Origin of the sequence: Proteus penneri (genome assembly GCF_022369495.1) — a bacterium.
GTDB lineage: Bacteria > Pseudomonadota > Gammaproteobacteria > Enterobacterales > Enterobacteriaceae > Proteus > Proteus penneri.
In genome coordinates, this window is record NZ_CP059690.1 from 3,652,101 (window position 1) to 3,672,078 (window position 19,978).

The 19,978-nt window shown below is 43.1% G+C and carries 12 protein-coding genes, 2 tRNA genes, 3 rRNA genes and 1 riboswitch; of the genes, 14 read left to right on the forward strand and 3 right to left on the reverse strand.

Annotated features, from left to right (window positions below; genetic code table 11):
• Nucleotides 1-67: 67 nt before the first annotated feature.
• Complete coding sequence (gene argE / locus H1225_RS16420) at nucleotides 68-1,231, reverse strand: acetylornithine deacetylase (protein WP_072064640.1); 1,164 nt, start codon at nucleotides 1,229-1,231, stop codon at nucleotides 68-70.
• Between the two features lie 100 nt (nucleotides 1,232-1,331).
• On the opposite strand from argE, the gene argC reads away from it, so the two are divergent.
• From argC to oxyR, 5 genes are all read left to right on the forward strand, one after another.
• Nucleotides 1,332-2,336 carry an N-acetyl-gamma-glutamyl-phosphate reductase gene (gene argC / locus H1225_RS16425; protein ID WP_072064639.1) on the forward strand — a complete coding sequence of 335 codons (1,005 nt, stop codon included), beginning with the start codon at nucleotides 1,332-1,334 and terminating at the stop codon, nucleotides 2,334-2,336.
• A gap of 20 nt (nucleotides 2,337-2,356) precedes the next feature.
• Entirely contained in the window at nucleotides 2,357-3,130 is a 774-nt protein-coding gene (gene argB / locus H1225_RS16430; RefSeq protein ID WP_161669408.1) for an acetylglutamate kinase, read from the forward strand.
• Between the two features lie 76 nt (nucleotides 3,131-3,206).
• A complete protein-coding gene (locus H1225_RS16435) occupies nucleotides 3,207-4,415 on the forward strand; it encodes an argininosuccinate synthase (protein WP_115065022.1) in 1,209 nt (402 codons plus the stop codon).
• Nucleotides 4,416-4,492: 77 nt separating this feature from the next.
• Complete coding sequence (gene argH, locus H1225_RS16440; RefSeq protein ID WP_239739304.1) at nucleotides 4,493-5,875, forward strand: argininosuccinate lyase; 1,383 nt, start codon at nucleotides 4,493-4,495, stop codon at nucleotides 5,873-5,875.
• A gap of 190 nt (nucleotides 5,876-6,065) precedes the next feature.
• Nucleotides 6,066-6,983 carry a DNA-binding transcriptional regulator OxyR gene (gene oxyR, locus H1225_RS16445; protein ID WP_072064635.1) on the forward strand — a complete coding sequence of 306 codons (918 nt, stop codon included), beginning with the start codon at nucleotides 6,066-6,068 and terminating at the stop codon, nucleotides 6,981-6,983.
• Here oxyR and sthA read toward each other — a convergent pair.
• Nucleotides 6,975-8,372, reverse strand: coding sequence for a Si-specific NAD(P)(+) transhydrogenase (sthA, locus tag H1225_RS16450; protein ID WP_072064634.1), 1,398 nt, complete (start codon nucleotides 8,370-8,372; stop codon nucleotides 6,975-6,977). The two genes, oxyR and sthA, sit on opposite strands and share 9 nt — an antisense overlap.
• 199 nt (nucleotides 8,373-8,571) lie before the next feature.
• Here sthA and fabR point away from each other — a divergent pair, with 199 nt between their 5' ends.
• Both fabR and H1225_RS16460 read left to right on the forward strand, forming a co-directional pair.
• A complete protein-coding gene (gene fabR / locus H1225_RS16455; RefSeq protein ID WP_072064633.1) occupies nucleotides 8,572-9,258 on the forward strand; it encodes an HTH-type transcriptional repressor FabR in 687 nt (228 codons plus the stop codon).
• The gene (locus H1225_RS16460) at nucleotides 9,258-9,659 is read left to right on the forward strand and encodes a YijD family membrane protein (RefSeq protein ID WP_072064632.1); all 402 of its coding nucleotides are present in this window, start codon (nucleotides 9,258-9,260) and stop codon (nucleotides 9,657-9,659) included. Before fabR ends, H1225_RS16460 begins: the two co-directional genes overlap by 1 nt.
• A gap of 123 nt (nucleotides 9,660-9,782) precedes the next feature.
• Here H1225_RS16460 and trmA read toward each other — a convergent pair whose 3' ends face one another.
• Entirely contained in the window at nucleotides 9,783-10,880 is a 1,098-nt protein-coding gene (gene trmA, locus H1225_RS16465; RefSeq protein ID WP_161669410.1) for a tRNA (uridine(54)-C5)-methyltransferase TrmA, read from the reverse strand.
• 112 nt (nucleotides 10,881-10,992) lie between these two features.
• Nucleotides 10,993-11,200, forward strand: a riboswitch (cobalamin riboswitch).
• A gap of 69 nt (nucleotides 11,201-11,269) precedes the next feature.
• Between trmA and btuB the strand changes: the two genes are divergently transcribed.
• The 7 genes from btuB (at nucleotide 11,270) to H1225_RS16500 (ending at nucleotide 19,941) form a co-directional block, all read left to right on the forward strand.
• Nucleotides 11,270-13,141: a TonB-dependent vitamin B12 receptor BtuB gene (gene btuB, locus H1225_RS16470; protein ID WP_109398887.1), complete on the forward strand. Its 1,872-nt coding sequence runs from the start codon at nucleotides 11,270-11,272 to the stop codon at nucleotides 13,139-13,141.
• Complete coding sequence (gene murI / locus H1225_RS16475; RefSeq protein ID WP_109398886.1) at nucleotides 13,086-13,952, forward strand: glutamate racemase; 867 nt, start codon at nucleotides 13,086-13,088, stop codon at nucleotides 13,950-13,952. The genes btuB and murI overlap by 56 nt, the downstream gene beginning before the upstream one ends.
• A gap of 398 nt (nucleotides 13,953-14,350) precedes the next feature.
• Nucleotides 14,351-15,892 (forward strand): 16S ribosomal RNA (locus tag H1225_RS16480).
• An 84-nt stretch (nucleotides 15,893-15,976) separates the two neighbouring features.
• Nucleotides 15,977-16,052: transfer RNA gene (locus H1225_RS16485), tRNA-Glu, on the forward strand.
• Nucleotides 16,053-16,419: 367 nt separating this feature from the next.
• Nucleotides 16,420-19,590, forward strand: a 23S ribosomal RNA gene (locus tag H1225_RS16490).
• A 116-nt stretch (nucleotides 19,591-19,706) separates the two neighbouring features.
• A 5S ribosomal RNA gene (gene rrf, locus H1225_RS16495) occupies nucleotides 19,707-19,822 on the forward strand.
• The 16S, 23S and 5S rRNA genes sit together here with 2 tRNA genes alongside, the layout of an rRNA operon.
• Before the next feature lie 43 nt (nucleotides 19,823-19,865).
• Nucleotides 19,866-19,941: transfer RNA gene (locus tag H1225_RS16500), tRNA-Thr, on the forward strand.
• The last annotated feature ends 37 nt before the right edge of the window (nucleotides 19,942-19,978 follow it).

Sequence of the window (19,978 nt, forward strand, 5' to 3'; positions counted from 1 at the left end):
TTATTTAAAGTATAAATAGTAGATAAATAGATCAAACCCTATCAACATAAGACGATAGGGTTTTTTATTATTGCGCTTTCTCTGCTAAACAGAAGTTTTCAATTAGTTGCCCCATTAATTCACGAGTTGGTTCAATAAATGCCATATCAATAAATTCATCAGGCTGGTGGGCTTGTTCAATAGAACCTGGGCCCAAAACTAAGGTAGGGCAGAGATCTTGAATAAACGGCGCTTCAGTACAGTAATTCACCGTTTGCGCTTTCTCACCTAATAGTTTTTCGATTACGGCGACCATTTTATGATCGGTGGGGCACTCATAACCGGGAATAGGATCATGTAGCGCTTCAACACTTAAACGCCCCGGCCAACGTGCTTTTACGGGCGCTAACGTTTCGTGTAGTAAATCATCTAAATCTTGCAATGTAAGTCCAGGTAATGGGCGAATATCCATATGTAATTCACAGCAAGCACAAATCCGATTTGCTGCATCACCGCCATTAATATAACCAAAGTTCATGGTGGGATAAGGGATTACAAATGCAGGGTTGTTATAGCGCGTTTTTAGCGTATCGCGCAGTGTACTCAGGTGAGTAATGGATTCATGCATTAGCTCAATCGCGTTCACACCTTTTTCTGGATCGCTAGAATGTCCTGATTGTCCCGTAATGCGTATCGCATTCGATAAATGCCCTTTATGAGCACGAATAGGTTTTAGGGATGTTGGTTCGCCAATAATGGCAAAATCAGGGCGGATTGCGGTATGAGCGGCAAAATAACGTGCCCCTGCCATAGAGGTTTCTTCATCTGCGGTAGCAAGAATATAAAGAGGATGAGTTAACGTTTTAGTATCGACATCCCGCAATGCATCAAGAATAAAGGCAAAAAAGCCTTTCATATCCGCAGTGCCTAAGCCGTATAACTTATTTTCTTTCTCTGTCAGTGTAAAAGGATCTTGTGTCCAACGACCTTCATCAAACGGCACTGTGTCAGTGTGGCCACAAAGTAATAACCCGCCTTTGCCTGTTCCTAATGTTGCTAAAAGGTTAAATTTTCCTCGAGTTTCAGGTACAGGTTGAATTTCAATTGAAAAACCTAATGTTTCCAACCAATTAGCAAGCAAATTAATCAGTGATTCGTTGCTTTGATCGTTCTTAGCATCTGTAGCACTGATAGAGGGCGTTGCAATTAATTGACGATAAATCTCAATAAATGTAGGTAATTTAATATTCACTGTTGACAGCCTTTCTTCATAATAGTATCAATATTCATGCACTTTTTTTGAATAAAAATACATTAATCGGTTTGTGTTCATAGTACAAGGTAAGAATGACATGTTAAATACTCTGATTGTAGGAGCAAGTGGTTACACTGGCGCTGAATTAGCCGCCTATCTTCAGCAGCATCCTCATGTGAATTTGAGCAGACTGATGGTATCAGCTCAAAGTGCAGATGCAGGAAAGTGCTTTTCTGAACTTCATCCTCAATATCGTGGCTTAGTGGATCTCCCTTTAGAGCCAATGGTTGATGTTGTGAAAGCGGCTGAAAATATTGATATCGTTTTTTTAGCAACAGCCCATGAAGTCAGCCATGACATTGCCCCGATTTTTTTAGAGCAAGGTTGTGTGGTGTTCGACTTATCGGGTGCCTATCGAGTACAAAACAAGCATTTTTATCAACAATACTATGGATTTGAACATAAGAATACTGATTGGTTATCACAGGCAGTTTATGGATTAGCTGAATGGAATGCTGACATTATCAGTCAGGCGCAATTAATTGCTGTGCCAGGCTGTTATCCAACAGTTTCTCAGTTGTCATTAAAACCCTTAGTGGAAGCGGGGCTGTTAGATACCGCGCAATGGCCAGTCATTAATGCCACCAGCGGTGTAAGTGGTGCAGGTAGAAAAGCCTCTTTAACCAGCAGTTTTTGTGAGGTGAGTTTGCAACCTTATGGCGTGTTTACTCATCGTCATCAACCCGAAATTGCAACACATCTGGGTATTGATGTGATTTTTACCCCTCACTTAGGCAATTTTGCCAGAGGGATCTTAGCCACTATCACCTGTAAGTTAAAAGCTGGCGTGACACAAGAGAATGTCAGACAAGTCTTTGATGATGCTTATCAAGACAAGCCATTAGTGCGTGTTTATGACAAAGGATTACCTGCATTAAAAGCCGTGGTAGGAACTGCATTTTGTGATATTGGGTTTGCTCAACAAGGTGAACATCTGATTGTAGTCGGTGTTGAAGATAACTTATTGAAAGGGGCTGCTGCACAAGCAGTGCAATGTATGAATATTCGGTTTGGTTTCGCTGAAACCGAATCACTTATTTAAATAATGAGTAGGGAAGTTTCATGGAACCATTAATTATCAAACTGGGTGGTGTGCTTCTTGATAACGAAGAAGCGTTAACACGGTTTTTCACCGCATTACAACAATATCGCTCAACGCATTCTCGTCCTTTAGTCATCGTACATGGTGGTGGCTGTTTGGTGGATGAATTGATGGGTAAATTGCAATTACCTGTCGTGAAAAAGCAAGGCCTGCGTGTCACACCTGCAGATCAGATAGATATCATCACAGGAGCACTGGCCGGAAGTGCTAATAAGACCTTGTTATCGTGGGCAACTCAGTTTGGGCTTAATGGGGTGGGACTTTCTTTGGGTGATGGGCAATTAGCAAAAGTCACTCAAATCAATGAAGAGTTAGGCCATGTAGGAAATGCAACTCCCGGCTTTCCTGATTTACTCAATTTATTATTAGGTGCGGGCTATCTACCAATTATTAGTTCTATCGGTATGACTGAAAAAGGTGAGCTGATGAATGTGAATGCTGATCAAGCCGCAACCGCTATTGCTGAAACATTAGGCGCTGATTTAGTCCTGCTTTCCGATGTCAGTGGCATTTTAGATGGCAAAGGTCAGAAGATTGCAGAGATGTCAGCCGAAAAAGCACAGACATTAATTGACCAAGGTATCATCACTGACGGCATGGTAGTGAAAGTAAACGCAGCGTTAGATGCGGCTAAAACACTTGGTAGACCTGTTGAAATCGCAAGTTGGCGCCATGCTGAAAAACTGACGGCACTGTTTAATGGTGTTGCAGTCGGAACCCGTATTTTAGCTTAAAAAATCACTCTAGAAATCTTATTGCTATTTGATAGTTGGCAGAATTTAAACAAATTGGGAATTGAAGGTTATCACTATGACTAAAGGTATTAAGAAAATCGTACTAGCGTACTCAGGCGGATTAGATACTTCGGCGATCATTCCTTGGTTAAAAGAGCATTACGATAACTGTGAAGTTGTCGCTTTTGTGGCGGATGTCGGTCAAAGCCGTGATGATTTAGTGGGTGTAGAACAAAAAGCATTGGCATCAGGTGCTTGCGAGTGTCATATCGTCGATTTACGTGAAGAATTTATCAAAGATTACGTTTACCCTGTATTAAAAACAGGTGCTTTATATGAAGGTAGCTACTTATTAGGTACCTCAATGGCACGTCCTGTTATTGCTAAAGCTCAAGTAGAGTTGGCATTAAAATTAGGTGCTGACGCTGTTGCTCATGGTGCAACAGGTAAAGGTAACGATCAGGTTCGTTTTGAAAGCACTTATGCGGCACTTGCTCCACAGCTGAAAGTGGTTGCGCCTTGGAGAGAGTGGAATTTACGTTCTCGTGAAGCACTGCTGGATTATCTGAAAGTCCGTAATATTCCTACTACTGCGACACTTGAGAAAATTTATAGCCGTGATGAAAATGCATGGCATATCTCAACGGAAGGTGGTGTATTAGAAAGCCCATGGAATGCATCAAATGAAGATTGTTGGGCATGGACTGTTGATCCTAAGAAAGCGCCAGAAACACCAGAATTAGTCACTGTTACAGTTAAAGCGGGTGAAGTTGTCGCGGTAAACGGTAAAACACAATCACCTTTTGAGTGTTTAGATGCATTAAATACATTAGGTGTTAAGCACGGTATTGGACGTATTGATATTGTTGAAAACCGTTTAGTGGGAATGAAATCTCGTGGCTGCTATGAAACTCCAGGGGGCACTATCATGATGGCAGCCCTGCGTGGTGTTGAGCAACTTGTTCTTGATAGAGATGCGTTTAAATGGCGTCAACAACTGGGTTTAGAGATGTCGTATGTGGCTTATGACGGTCGTTGGTTTACGCCAATCCGTGCTTCACTACAAGCGGCTGCAGAATCGCTGGCACAAGATGTGAATGGCGAAGTGGTTTTAGAGCTTTATAAAGGCCATGTGAATGCCATTCAGAAAAAGTCAGAAAATAGCCTGTACTCTGAGGAATTTGCAACCTTTGGTGAAGATGAAGTTTACGATCACAGTCATGCTGAAGGTTTTATCCGTTTATATTCTCTGCCATCACGTATTCGTGCACTGAGCAAAAAATAACGTAAGGCAATAGAGTGGTGCTAACAAGCATCACTCTCACTCTTTTTTATTACACAGAATAGATACAGGAAGCGATTATGGCACTCTGGGGTGGACGTTTTAGTCAGGAAGCTGATCAACGGTTTAAACAATTCAATGATTCACTGCGGTTTGATTTTCGACTGGCACAACAGGATATCTTTGGCTCAGTAGCTTGGTCTAAAGCGTTAGTCACCGTTGGTGTGTTATCACAAGATGAACAAGTTCAACTTGAGCAAGCTTTAAATGAATTATCAGAAGAAGTAACGGCAAACCCGCAGTCTATTTTGCAAAGTGATGCAGAAGATATCCATAGTTGGGTTGAAAGTAAGCTCATTGCCAAAGTGGGTGATTTAGGTAAAAAATTACATACGGGGCGTAGTCGTAATGATCAGGTCGCAACAGATTTAAAATTATGGTGTAAAGAAGAAGTTATTCATCTTCGCCAAGCGATTGTTGAGTTACAAAAAGCGTTAGTTATTACCGCAGAAAAAAATCAAAATGCGGTGATGCCGGGTTATACCCATTTACAACGTGCTCAACCAGTAACATTCGCACACTGGTGTTTAGCCTACAATGAAATGTTAGCTAGAGATGAAAGCCGTTTAGCCGATGCTTTGAAACGTTTGGATATCAGTCCACTAGGATGCGGTGCATTAGCGGGTACAGCTTACGGTATCGATCGTGAACAATTAGCGGAATGGTTAGGTTTTGCGAGTGCAACTAACAATAGTTTAGACAGTGTATCCGACCGTGATCATGTCTTGGAGCTATTATCTTGCGCATCTATTGGGATGGTACATTTATCTCGTTTTGCAGAAGATCTTATTTTCTTTAATAGTGGTGAAGCGGGCTTTATTGAATTATCAGACAAAGTGACCTCTGGCTCATCATTAATGCCTCAAAAGAAAAATCCAGATGCACTTGAACTTATTCGTGGGAAATGTGGACGTGTTCAAGGTGCATTAACGGGCATGATGATGACCTTAAAAGGTTTGCCTTTGGCTTACAATAAAGATATGCAAGAAGATAAAGAAGGGTTATTTGATGCTATTGATACATGGTCTGATTGCTTGCATATGGCAACATTAGTTCTTGATGGCATTCAAATCCGTCGTCCTCGCTGTGAAGAAGCCGCTAAACAAGGTTATGCCAACGCGACTGAACTGGCAGATTATCTTGTTGCTAAAGGCGTGCCATTTCGTGAAGCTCACCATATTGTGGGTGAAGTGGTTGTTTGCGCCCTTGAGCAAGGTAAAGCGATTGAAGAGCTTCCGCTTTCTGAATTACAGATGTTTAACAGTAAAATTATGATTGATGTGTACGATATTTTATCGCTTCAATCATGTTTAGATAAACGTCTTGCAAAAGGGGGTGTTTCTCAAAAACAGGTTGCTTATGCGATAGCAAAAGCCAAAGAAGTTTTAAATATAGATAAATAAGAAAAGAGTTTATTTAAGACAACTTACTGTTATTAAAAAAGAACAGGGTGAACTTCACTCTGTTTTTTTATTTTAAATTGCCGATAATATCGAAAAAGAGAGACAGAATAACATTCGACTGATAGAAAAATTTATCAGTTACTATATTATCTATAGACATTAACTATCAGCAATAAATGTGGGATCTGCAATGAATATCCGTGACTTGGAATATCTGGTGGCTCTAGCTGAGCATAAACATTTTCGTCGGGCGGCAGATTCTTGCCATGTGAGCCAGCCAACATTAAGTGGTCAAATTCGTAAACTTGAAGATGAACTCGGTGTAATGTTACTTGAAAGAACGAGCCGTAAGGTTTTGTTTACCCAACAAGGCTTATTGCTGGTGGATCAAGCGAAAACTGTTTTACGTGAAGTAAAAGTGCTACAAGAAATGGCTTCATTGCAAGGCGAAAGTATGGCGGGACCTTTACATATTGGGCTTATCCCTACTGTTGGCCCTTATTTATTGCCCCACATCATTCCTGAATTACATAAAAACTACCCTAAGTTAGAGATGTACCTTCATGAAGCACAAACTCATAGCTTATTAGCTCAATTAGATAGTGGAAAACTCGATTGTGCAATTTTAGCAATGGTTAAAGAGAGTGCACCGTTTATTGAAGTGCCTTTATTTGAAGAGCCAATGAAATTAGCGATTTATGAAGGACATCCATGGCATGAACGTAGCTCTGTGCCGATGGGTGACTTAGCGGGTCAACGTTTATTAATGTTAGAAGATGGACACTGTTTACGCGATCAAGCGTTAGGGTTCTGTTTCCAAGCTGGCGCAAAAGAAGATACTCATTTTAGAGCAACGAGCTTAGAGACATTACGTAATATGGTCGCTGCTGGTAGTGGAATAACCTTATTACCTGATTTATCCGTACCTCAAGAACAAAAACGTGATGGAGTGTGTTACTTAGAATGTACCGATCCAAATCCATCACGTTCTATTATTTTGGTTTATCGTCCCGGATCGCCTTTGCGTAATCGTTATGAACAATTAGCAGAGACAATCCGTGAACATATGACCGCATTTTATGCAGAAAAACAAAACGCATTAAAATAAGCGGTTTAAACCATTAAGCGCCGCAACACGATAGGCTTCTGCCATTGTTGGATAGTTGAAGGTGGTATTAACGAAATACTCGATAGTATTACCTTCACCTTTTTGCTCCATAATTGCTTGGCCGATATGAATAATTTCAGCCGCACGCTCACCGAAACAGTGAATACCTAAAATCTGCTTGGTTTCACGGTGGAAGAGAATTTTCAAACTCCCCACATTCATACCTGCTATTTGTGCTCTTGCCAGATGTTTAAATTGAGCTCGACCCACTTCATAAGGGATTTTCATTGCAGTGAGTTGTTGCTCTGTTTTACCAACAGAACTAATTTCAGGAATGGTGTAGATCCCCGTTGGAATATCTTCAATTAAATGTGTTTCTGATTTTCCGGTTGTGATTGCTAAAGCCGCAATTCGGCCTTGATCATAAGCGGCTGAAGCTAGGCTTGGATAACCAATAACATCACCTACGGCATAAATGTGTTCACAACTGGTTTGGTAGTGGGCATTAACAGAAACGAGCCCACGACTATCTGTTTTAATACCGACGTTTTCTAAGCCTAGAGTGTCTGTATTTCCTGTTCGGCCATTCGCATAAAGTAGACAATCTGCTTTGACTTTTTTACCTGATTTTAGGTGAACAATAACACCATCATCGACACCTTCAATGCTTTCGTATTCTTCATTATGACGAATAACAATGCCGTTATTCCAGAAGTGATAAGAAAGTGCATCAGACATCTCTTGATCAAGGAAAGACAATAGGTGATCACGAGTATTGATTAAATCTACTTTTACTCTTAATCCTCTAAAGATAGAGGCATATTCACAACCAATGACACCTGCGCCATAAATAATGACATGGTGAGGCTCATGCTCTAAATCGAGAATAGTGTCACTGTTATAAATACGAGAATGAGAAAAATCGACATCTGGCGGGCAATAAGGGCGAGAGCCTGTTGCAATAATAAAGTTATCAGCCGAAAGAATATCGCAAGTACCATCAGGATAACGCACGCTGACCCGGTGTTCGTCAATAAATGCGGCTTCACCCGAATACATCGTACAATTATTACGCTCGTAAAAACCTTGACGCATTTTAGTCTGCTGACTAATCACGGTGCTGGCTTGACGAAGTATTTGAGAAAAAGAGGAGTTAATAAGACGAGATTGGTCGCTATAAAGTGGGTTTTGATTAAACTCGATAATGCGACTTACTGCATGGCGTAGGGCTTTGGAGGGAATGGTACCCCAATGCGTACAGCCACCACCAACTTTGTTATAACGTTCTATAACTGCGACGCGTTTTCCTTGTTTAACAAGCCCCATGGCCGCGCCTTCACCGCCAGGACCTGAACCGATAACAATGGCATCGAAATGAGAATGTTGCATAGGAAGAGACCTGTTTTATACAAACCGACAACGGTATATTAACATTAGAATGAATAATAGCCCAATTGACATTAAGGGCATTAGTCACACTTTGTTGAGTTTTTATGAGAATGTGTCTTGAGAGATGATTGTACGCACTGCTTTTTTAACAAAGTTTGATATATTGAGCATAAACCAAATTAGGATTATCAGGATTTCTGTGAGTAATAATATTGGCATCAGAGCTAAACAAAAAGAAAAAACCCGTCGCTCTTTAATTGAAGCAGCTTTTAGCCAACTCAGTGCCGAGCGTAGTTTTACCAGTTTAAGTTTACGAGAAGTCGCTAGAGAGGCAGGTATTGCGCCTACCTCATTTTATCGCCATTTTAAAGATGTGGATGAACTTGGGCTGACAATGGTTGATGAAAGTGGATTGATGTTACGCCAACTGATGCGACAAGCACGTCAACGTATTGCGAAAGGTGGTAGCGTTATTAGAACATCAGTAGCCACTTTTATGGAATTCATTGGCAATAATCCTAATGCGTTTCGATTATTATTACGTGAGCGTTCTGGGACTTCGGCGGAATTTCGTGCCGCAGTCGCACGAGAGATCCAACATTTTATTGCAGAACTGGCAGACTATCTTGAGCAAGAGAGTCATATGCCACGTTATTTTACAGAAATGCAATCTGAAGCAATGGTCACTATTGTATTTAGTGCAGGCGCAGAAGCACTGGATATCGATATTGAAAAGCGTCAACAATTAGAAGAAAGATTAGTTATACAGCTGCGAATGATTGCTAAAGGTGCCTATTATTGGTATCGACGTGAGCAAGAAACGCAAATACCTCAACAAGATAACCCAGAGATAAAGAAAAAAACGCATCAGAAAGGAGACAAATGATGGAACAAAATCGCTGTGAAAAAAGCACGCTATTACTTGCCGCAGTCATTGGTGTCGCTTTACATGGTACATATTCAAGCTTTTTTAACCCGTTGATTGAAACGTGGTCGGTTTTCCCACTCGTCAGTTTAATCTTGGCAGTTTACTGTTTATATCAGCGCTATTTAAATCAACCTATGACTGATGGAATGCCTAAGTTGATTTTTTCATTCTTTTTATTAGGCTTCTTCGGTTATAACGCTTACACCAGAACCGTTAACCCTGAATGGGGTTCAAACTTCTTCTCTTCAGTTTGTATTGTTATCGTTGCGTTATGGATTTATCGTCAGTTCAAACATCGTCAACGTTTACGTATACAGGCAGAAGAAGCTGAGAGAGCATCACAAGCAGAACAGTACTAGTCTGTACTTATCTATTTGTTGTAAACACAGCGAAATTTTGACACCAGCAAGTTATCTTGCTGGTGTTTTTGTTTTTATTCGCGTTATTAAAGGATTTTTTACTCTAAGAAGAGAAATAAGCAGTTATCTTTTTTCTAATAACACACCACATTCCATATGATGGGTATATGGAAATTGATCAAATAAAGCTAATTTACTGATTTTATGTGTTTTTGTTAGGGTTTCTAAATTTTGGCACAATGTTTCTGGGTTACAAGAAATGTATAAAATGCTAGGGTAAGTTTTAACCAGTTCTACAGTTTTCTCATCTAAACCACTACGAGGTGGATCGACAAAAATGGTTTCACATTGGTAATCTTTTAAATCAATCCCTTCTAGACGTTTAAATTCTCTTACCCCATTCATTGCTTGTGTAAAATCTTCCGCAGACATGCGAATAATTTTCACATTATCAATATGGTTCATTGCAATATTATATTGCGCGGCATAAACAGAAGGTTTTGCGATTTCTGTTGCCAGTACGCGATCGAAATTACGCGCGAGTGCTAATGAAAAGTTGCCATTACCACAATACAACTCAAGCAGATCACCTTTCGCGTTTTCTGTTGCCTTTAATGCCCATTCCAACATTTTAATATTGACCTGAGCATTAGGTTGCGTGAAGCTATTTTCAACTTGGCGATAAATCATCTCTTTACCTGCGACAGGTAACACTTCATCAATAAAATCGTTATCGAGCATAATTTTTGTTTTATATGCACGACCGATTAACTGCACATCAAAGCCTTGAGCAATTAAGATCTGGCGTAATGCTTGTGCTTCTTGTTGCCAAGTTTCATCAATTTTCTTGTGATACAGCAAAGAAACAATAATTTTATTACTCAACGTAGAAAGATAATCAATCTGAAATAGTTTCTTTCTGAGTGTTGGTTTATCTTTTATTTCTGCCAACAAGACAACCATCATTTTATTAATAAGCTGGCTAGCAACCGGAAATTGGTCAACACGAATACGCTGCTTAGTCTCTTGGTCAAACATAATATGATAGAGAGAATCGTCTTCATGCCAGATACGGAATTCCGCACGCATACGATAATGCTGTTCTGGTGATGAAAAAACCTCTGCTTCAGGCGCATTAAAAGGAGCCATCATCGTTTGTAGACGTTGTGTTTTTTCATTCAGTTGAGACTGATATGTTTGCGTTGGTAATGAATTCTGCATGGTATCTCGCCTTTTTTTGGCAGTAATAAAGTTAAGCGAGCGAAATTGTAGAGATCCTCATGAAGATGTCCAGTATTCTTCATGTTCAATTTCTGGACTCAGTGGAGTTGAAATCGTAGCATAGCTGTTCGGTCTCCTAATAGGAGTGAAAAGGGAATCTGGTGCAAAGCCAGAACTGACGCGCAGCGGTAATAGGATCAAGGATAATAAAAGACACTACAAAGTACCTTAATAAGTACAGTGGGAAGTCATTATCTTAAATACACAAAATTGTTTATTTAACCTAGAGTCCGAAGACCTGCCGAAGACCTGTCGCATCTTAAATTAAATACGCGTTTTATTTAATTTTGGCGGCATCCTGCTACTTATTCTGTTGGATGCAGATTTTCATGAATAATAAAAAAGTTTTTCTTATTTCAAATATAGCGTTGAGTGTAATGGTGGGGAGTTTTAGTGCGTTTGCGAATAACAGCGATACATTAAGTGTGACAGCAAACCGCTTTCAAGAGCCGAACTCTTCTATTTTAGCACCTATCACCGTTGTTGAACGTGAACAGATTGATCGTTGGCAGAGTAATAGTGTTATTGATGTATTACGCAGAATGCCCGGTATTGATGTGGGGAAAAATGGTGGAATAGGGCAACAAAGCTCAATATTTGTCAGAGGTACAAATTCAAACCACGTGCTTATTTTAGTGGATGGTGTACGTTTAAATCAGGCTAATGTGTCTGGTAGTTCTGATATTAGCCAAATTCCGCTTTCTCTTGTTCAACGCATTGAATATATAAGAGGGCCTCGTTCTTCTGTTTATGGTTCAGATGCAATTGGTGGTGTGATTAATATCCTCACAGAAAGAAAAACAGAAGGAGGAACACTCAATGCCACAATGGGTTCTCATGGTTATCAAGAATATGATGGCTCTGTAAAACAAAAAATCGGTGATAAAACAACACTAACGGCGGCAGGTAGTTATCTCTATACCAAAGGCTACGATATAGAAGCGAGAGGTAATACAGGCGGGCATCCTCAACCTGATCGTGATGGTTTTATGAATAAGTCACTATGGTTAGGCGTTAATCACGATATAAATGATAACGTTTCTTTATTTGCAAGGGCTTATGGTTTTGATAATCGTACCGCTTATGATGCTGAACCAGATTATAACGATAATACTATTATTGTTGATACTCGCGCACTGTTTAGCCGCACCTATGATGCAGGTATGCAATTTCATCGTGATAACTACTCTTCTTCTTTAAATACCAGTTATAACTACACCAAAGACTATGATTACGATCCACATCAAGGTCGCTATGGTAAAGGCAGCCGGTTTACCAACTCTGAACAATATAATGTGCAGTGGGGCAATCACCTTTTATTAGGCAATGGTAGTGTAGGTGGTGGAGTGGATTGGCAACGTCAATCTGTTAAAGAAGGTTCTAATGGATTCCCTAATAAAGAACATTTCGATAATACAGGCTTATATCTAACTGGACAGCAAAAGTTAGGCAATGTGATTGCTGAAGCATCGGTACGTTCTGATCATCATTCTGAATACAATTGGCATACTACGTGGCAATCTAATTTAGCGTGGGAGTTCGTTGAGGGCTATCGTGTGATTGGTGGTTATGGTACAGCATTTAAAGCACCGACACTGATGCAACTTTATAGTGAATGGGGAAGTAATCCAAACTTACAACCCGAAAAGAGTAAACAGTGGGAGGGGGGCTTTGAAGGCGTAACAGGACCTTTAGAGTGGCGTTTGACTGCATATAGAAATAATATTACTAATTTAATTGAAGCTGATTCTAAGCAAGGATGGAAAAATTATAATATTGGAGAAGCTTTAATTAAAGGCGTCGAATTTACGGGTGAAATGGATACGTGGATTTTCCATCACACCTTTAATTACCAATATATAGATGCAAGAAATAAAGAAACGCACCAACGTCTTGATCGTCGAGCTCGTCAGCAAGTGAAATATCAGCTTGATTGGCAAGTCGAAAAATTAGATATGGGGGTAACTTACCAATATATCGGTCAACGTACTGATAAAGAGTATGATCCTTCAACTTATTCATCAAAACCTATTTCTCTAGGCGGTGTGAGTATTTGGGATTTAACTGCGTCATATCCTATTACATCACATCTCTCAATTCGTGGTAGAATAGCCAACCTGTTTGATAAAGATTATGAGACAGCTTATGGCTATCGCACGCCAGGACGTGAATACTTCCTCACAGGAAGCTACAACTTCTGATGCACTATCTACCGCTAACCCTACTGTATTGATTTTTGATTCAGGGGTTGGCGGTTTATCTGTTTACCGTGAGATCCGTGAAAAATTACCGGATGCTCACTATATCTATGTTTTCGATAATGAAGCTTTCCCTTATGGTGAGAAATCACAAGAATTCATTATTGACCGTGTTGTTCGAATAGTTAGCGCGGTGGCTGAGAAGCACTTTCTCGCGGCAATTGTTATTGCCTGTAATACTGCTAGTACGGTAAGCCTTCCTGCTTTACGTGCAAAGTTTACTGATATTCCTATTGTGGGAGTTGTACCTGCTATTAAGCCTGCCGCTAAATTAACCTGTAATGGGGTCGTTGGATTATTAGCGACGAGAGCAACAGTTAAACGCCCTTATACCCATGAACTGATAGAACGCTTTGCAACTGATTGCAAAGTTCATTCTTTAGGTTCAGCCGAGCTGGTGGAACTAGCAGAAAGGAAACTTCATGGCGAGGAAGTTTCTCTAGATGCGCTTCGTAAAATTCTTACACCTTGGCTAAAAATGAAAGAGCCACCAGATACAGTCGTATTAGGCTGTACTCATTTCCCTTTATTAGCTGATGAACTTCTTTCTGTTTTACCTGATGGCACACGAATTATCGATTCTGGTGCTGCAATTGCACGAAGAACTGCGTGGTTGGTCGTAAATCAAGCGAAAATAAAAGGTTCAAATGAAATTAGCTTCGCTTATTGCTTAAAAGAAGATGAGAATAGCGAATTATTAAAACCTGTTTTAGCGGGTTTTGGCTTTGAATCGCTCAGAAAACTAGCGCTTTAAGTGCAATTTGGTGGAAAATTCAACGGTCGGTTAAAAAACTAAAAAAAAGTGTTGCCAGCTTCACAAAACTCCCTATAATGCGCCCTCGTTGTCACGGCAAATCACGCTAAGTGAGTTAGCCAAGAGGACAAAAAAATAAAGTGAAAAGCCTTGAAAATAAACGCTTGACACTGAATGAGGAAGATGTAGAATGCACCTCCTCGCAACAACGCAGAAGACCGGAAACGGCAGCGAAGGTTGCACTGCTCTTTAACAAATTATCAGACAATCTGTGTGGGCACTCGCAGAGACGATATCTTCTAAAATATTAGATGTATCAAGTCTTGAAGAGTGAACAACAAAAGTAAATTCATTTATGAATAGCTAAGTTTTCGATTTCTTTGAGCATCAAACACTTTTAATTGAAGAGTTTGATCATGGCTCAGATTGAACGCTGGCGGCAGGCCTAACACATGCAAGTCGAGCGGTAACAGAGGAAAGCTTGCTTTCTTGCTGACGAGCGGCGGACGGGTGAGTAATGTATGGGGATCTGCCCGATAGAGGGGGATAACTACTGGAAACGGTGGCTAATACCGCATGACGTCTACGGACCAAAGCAGGGGCTCTTCGGACCTTGCGCTATCGGATGAACCCATATGGGATTAGCTAGTAGGTGAGGTAAAGGCTCACCTAGGCGACGATCTCAGCTGGTCTGAGAGGATGATCAGCCACACTGGGACTGAGACACGGCCCAGACTCCTACGGGAGGCAGCAGTGGGGAATATTGCACAATGGGCGCAAGCCTGATGCAGCCATGCCGCGTGTATGAAGAAGGCCTTAGGGTTGTAAAGTACTTTCAGCGGGGAGGAAGGTGATAAAGTTAATACCTTTATCAATTGACGTTACCCGCAGAAGAAGCACCGGCTAACTCCGTGCCAGCAGCCGCGGTAATACGGAGGGTGCAAGCGTTAATCGGAATTACTGGGCGTAAAGCGCACGCAGGCGGTCAATTAAGTCAGATGTGAAAGCCCCGAGCTTAACTTGGGAATTGCATCTGAAACTGGTTGGCTAGAGTCTTGTAGAGGGGGGTAGAATTCCATGTGTAGCGGTGAAATGCGTAGAGATGTGGAGGAATACCGGTGGCGAAGGCGGCCCCCTGGACAAAGACTGACGCTCAGGTGCGAAAGCGTGGGGAGCAAACAGGATTAGATACCCTGGTAGTCCACGCTGTAAACGATGTCGATTTAGAGGTTGTGGTCTTGAACCGTGGCTTCTGGAGCTAACGCGTTAAATCGACCGCCTGGGGAGTACGGCCGCAAGGTTAAAACTCAAATGAATTGACGGGGGCCCGCACAAGCGGTGGAGCATGTGGTTTAATTCGATGCAACGCGAAGAACCTTACCTACTCTTGACATCCAGCGGATCCTTTAGAGATAGAGGAGTGCCTTCGGGAACGCTGAGACAGGTGCTGCATGGCTGTCGTCAGCTCGTGTTGTGAAATGTTGGGTTAAGTCCCGCAACGAGCGCAACCCTTATCCTTTGTTGCCAGCGCGTGATGGCGGGAACTCAAAGGAGACTGCCGGTGATAAACCGGAGGAAGGTGGGGATGACGTCAAGTCATCATGGCCCTTACGAGTAGGGCTACACACGTGCTACAATGGCAGATACAAAGAGAAGCGACCTCGCGAGAGCAAGCGGAACTCATAAAGTCTGTCGTAGTCCGGATTGGAGTCTGCAACTCGACTCCATGAAGTCGGAATCGCTAGTAATCGTAGATCAGAATGCTACGGTGAATACGTTCCCGGGCCTTGTACACACCGCCCGTCACACCATGGGAGTGGGTTGCAAAAGAAGTAGGTAGCTTAACCTTCGGGAGGGCGCTTACCACTTTGTGATTCATGACTGGGGTGAAGTCGTAACAAGGTAACCGTAGGGGAACCTGCGGTTGGATCACCTCCTTACCTAAGAGATACGTGTTATGTGAAGTGCTCACACAGATTGTCTGATGAAGAACGAGCAAAAGCGCGTCTGCGAAGCTGACTGAAGTCCCCTTCGTCTAGAGGCCTAGGACACCGCCCTTTCACGGCGGTAACAGGGGTTCGAATCCCCTAGGGGACGCCAATTGCGCGGTATGAGTGAAAGGCGTACCACACTATAGTCTGATGCAAATCAGGGAATAGTTAAGATAATTCGATGAGTTATTTTACCTATTATGCTCTTTAACAATCTGGAACAAGCTGAAAAATTGAAAACAAATCAATATATCACCGAGGTATATTGATGAGTCTCTCAAAATCTCAAACTTTGAATGTGTTTTTCGACATCAAAGTGGGATGAGCGAGCAATTTACAGTTCGAGGCGGCCAGCGCACAGCCAGCGCAACATACATAAGTATGTGAGCATGGCGAGCACTGCCCAACAACGAAATGTAATCTGCGCAGCCATCACCACCCAGATGTCTTCAAGAAAAGACACCTTCGGGTTGTGAGGTTAAGCGAATAAGCGTACACGGTGGATGCCTAGGCAATCAGAGGCGATGAAGGACGTGCTAATCTGCGATAAGCGTCGGTAAGGTGATATGAACCGTTATACCCGACGATTTCCGAATGGGGAAACCCAATATCCAATGGATATTATCCTGACATGAATACATAGTGTTAGGAAGCGAACCGGGAGAACTGAAACATCTCAGTACCCCGAGGAAAAGAAATCAACCGAGATTCCCCTAGTAGCGGCGAGCGAACGGGGAACAGCCCAGAGTCTTAATCAATAGCAGCATCAGGAGAACGGTCTGGAAAGTCCGGCAGTAAAGGGTGATAGCCCCGTATCCGAAGATGCTGTTATTGTGAACTCGACGAGTAGGGCGGGACACGTGTTATCCTGTCTGAATATGGGGGGACCATCCTCCAAGGCTAAATACTCCTGATTGACCGATAGTGAACCAGTACCGTGAGGGAAAGGCGAAAAGAACCCCGGCGAGGGGAGTGAAAAAGAACCTGAAACCGTGTACGTACAAGCAGTAGGAGCCCCATCACTCAAGTGCCTCGCACTGAGTGATTGGCAAAACCACTCGAAAACAGCGCAGCGTTTACCTACAAAATGGGGTGATTTTTTCAAGCCGTCGCGCAGTGTACATAGAAGTACACGAGCAACGGAAGTTAAAAAATCGCGCCAGTTTGACAGTAAAAGCAAGCGGGACATTTGAGGATGGGGTGACTGCGTACCTTTTGTATAATGGGTCAGCGACTTATATTCTGTAGCAAGGTTAACCGTATAGGGGAGCCGTAGGGAAACCGAGTCTTAACTGGGCGAATGAGTTGCAGGGTATAGACCCGAAACCCGGTGATCTATCCATGGGCAGGTTGAAGGTTGGGTAACACTAACTGGAGGACCGAACCGACTAATGTTGAAAAATTAGCGGATGACTTGGGATGGGGTGAAAGGCCAATCAAACCGGGAGATAGCTGGTTCTCCCCGAAAGCTATTTAGGTAGCGCCTCGTGAACTCATCTTCGGGGGTAGAGCACTGTTTCGACTAGGGGGTCATCCCGACTTACCAACTCGATGCAAACTGCGAATACCGAAGAATGTTATCACGGGAGACACACGGCGGGTGCTAACGTCCGTCGTGAAGAGGGAAACAACCCAGACCGCCAGCTAAGGTCCCAAAGTCATGGTTAAGTGGGAAACGAAGTGGGAAGGCTCAGACAGCCAGGATGTTGGCTTAGAAGCAGCCATCATTTAAAGAAAGCGTAATAGCTCACTGGTCGAGTCGGCCCGCGCGGAAGATGTAACGGGGCTAAACCATGCACCGAAGCTGCGGCAGCGAACGTATCACTTAAATTTGTTTGTGATGAACCGATTGACGGAACGAAGTGACGTCAATGCGTCCATTAAAGTCGAGGCGAAAGCGAGATTAAGCGAATTTAAGGATACGTTCGTTGGGTAGGGGAGCGTTCTGTAAGCCTGCGAAGGTGTACTGTGAGGTATGCTGGAGGTATCAGAAGTGCGAATGCTGACATAAGTAACGATAATGCGGGTGAAAACCCGCACGCCGGAAGACCAAGGGTTCCTGTCCAACGTTAATCGGGGCAGGGTGAGTCGACCCTAAGGCGAGGCTGAAAAGCGTAGTCGATGGGAAACGGGTTAATATTCCCGTACTGGTGGTAACTGCGATGGGGGAACGGAGAAGGCTAGGTTGTCCGGGCGACGGTCGTCCCGGTTCAAGCATGTAGGCAGAGTGACTAGGCAAATCCGGTCACTTAATGCTGAGGTGTGATGACGAGCCACTAAGGTGGTGAAGCAATTGATGCCCTGCTTCCAGGAAAAGCCTCTAAGCTTCAGGTTACCAACAATCGTACCCCAAACCGACACAGGTGGTCAGGTAGAGAATACTCAGGCGCTTGAGAGAACTCGGGTGAAGGAACTAGGCAAAATGGTGCCGTAACTTCGGGAGAAGGCACGCTGGCGGTAAGTGAAGTCCTCGCGGACGGAGCCGAAGCCAGTCGAAGATACCAGCTGGCTGCAACTGTTTATTAAAAACACAGCACTGTGCAAACACGAAAGTGGACGTATACGGTGTGACGCCTGCCCGGTGCTGGAAGGTTAATTGATGGGGTTATCCTTAGGAGAAGCTCTTGATCGAAGCCCCAGTAAACGGCGGCCGTAACTATAACGGTCCTAAGGTAGCGAAATTCCTTGTCGGGTAAGTTCCGACCTGCACGAATGGCGTAATGATGGCCAGGCTGTCTCCACCCGAGACTCAGTGAAATTGAACTCGCTGTGAAGATGCAGTGTACCCGCGGCAAGACGGAAAGACCCCGTGAACCTTTACTATAGCTTGACACTGAACATTGAGCCTTGATGTGTAGGATAGGTGGGAGACTATGAAGTGTGGACGCCAGTCTGCATGGAGTCAACCTTGAAATACCACCCTTTAACGTTTGATGTTCTAACCTAGGCCCATAATCTGGGTCGGGGACCGTGTCTGGTGGGTAGTTTGACTGGGGCGGTCTCCTCCTAAAGAGTAACGGAGGAGCACGAAGGTTGGCTAAGCATGGTCGGACATCATGCGGTTAGTGCAAAGGCATAAGCCAGCTTGACTGTGAGAGTGACGGCTCGAGCAGGTACGAAAGTAGGTCTTAGTGATCCGGTGGTTCTGAATGGAAGGGCCATCGCTCAACGGATAAAAGGTACTCCGGGGATAACAGGCTGATACCGCCCAAGAGTTCATATCGACGGCGGTGTTTGGCACCTCGATGTCGGCTCATCACATCCTGGGGCTGAAGTAGGTCCCAAGGGTATGGCTGTTCGCCATTTAAAGTGGTACGCGAGCTGGGTTTAGAACGTCGTGAGACAGTTCGGTCCCTATCTGCCGTGGGCGTTGGAAGATTGAGAGGGGTTGCTCCTAGTACGAGAGGACCGGAGTGAACGCACCACTGGTGTTCGGGTTGTCATGCCAATGGCATTGCCCGGTAGCTAAGTGCGGAAGAGATAACCGCTGAAAGCATCTAAGCGGGAAACTTGCCTCAAGATGAGTCTTCCCTGTCACCTTGAGTGACCTAAAGGAACGTTTAAGACTAAGACGTTGATAGGCTGGGTGTGTAAGCGTAGCGATACGTTGAGCTAACCAGTACTAATGAACCGTGAGGCTTAACCTGACAACACCGAAGGTGTTTTGTCTGAGAGACAAAGATTAATGAAGTAAGCTTGTTTAAGATTGAATATTGCTGGTTATGACGAAAAATCGAAGTAACGAGTAGTAATACAGAATTTGCTTGGCGGCCATAGCGCAACGGTCCCACCTGATCCCATGCCGAACTCAGAAGTGAAACGTTGTAGCGCCGATGGTAGTGTGGGGTCTCCCCATGTGAGAGTAGGGAACTGCCAGGCATTAAATTTAGGCTGTGTCAGCCGGTGACAATAAGCCACTAGTGCTGATATGGCTCAGTTGGTAGAGCACACCCTTGGTAAGGGTGAGGTCCCCAGTTCGAATCTGGGTATCAGCACCAATAAAAAATTATTATAGCTGCATAAACAGACAGTTAT

Excerpts from the sequence above, each read along its gene's own strand:
- argC (WP_072064639.1), top strand. The coding sequence starts at position 1,332 with ATGTTAAATACTCTGATTGTAGGAGCAAGTGGTTACACTGGCGCTGAA.
- argH (WP_239739304.1), top strand. The coding sequence starts at position 4,493 with ATGGCACTCTGGGGTGGACGTTTTAGTCAGGAAGCTGATCAACGGTTT.
- btuB (WP_109398887.1), top strand. The coding sequence starts at position 11,270 with ATGAATAATAAAAAAGTTTTTCTTATTTCAAATATAGCGTTGAGTGTA.
- sthA (WP_072064634.1), bottom strand. The coding sequence starts at position 8,372 with ATGCAACATTCTCATTTCGATGCCATTGTTATCGGTTCAGGTCCTGGC.
- trmA (WP_161669410.1), bottom strand. The coding sequence starts at position 10,880 with ATGCAGAATTCATTACCAACGCAAACATATCAGTCTCAACTGAATGAA.
- argB (WP_161669408.1), top strand. The coding sequence starts at position 2,357 with ATGGAACCATTAATTATCAAACTGGGTGGTGTGCTTCTTGATAACGAA.
- oxyR (WP_072064635.1), top strand. The coding sequence starts at position 6,066 with ATGAATATCCGTGACTTGGAATATCTGGTGGCTCTAGCTGAGCATAAA.
- H1225_RS16435 (WP_115065022.1), top strand. The coding sequence starts at position 3,207 with ATGACTAAAGGTATTAAGAAAATCGTACTAGCGTACTCAGGCGGATTA.
- murI (WP_109398886.1), top strand. The coding sequence starts at position 13,086 with ATGGCTATCGCACGCCAGGACGTGAATACTTCCTCACAGGAAGCTACA.
- H1225_RS16460 (WP_072064632.1), top strand. The coding sequence starts at position 9,258 with ATGGAACAAAATCGCTGTGAAAAAAGCACGCTATTACTTGCCGCAGTC.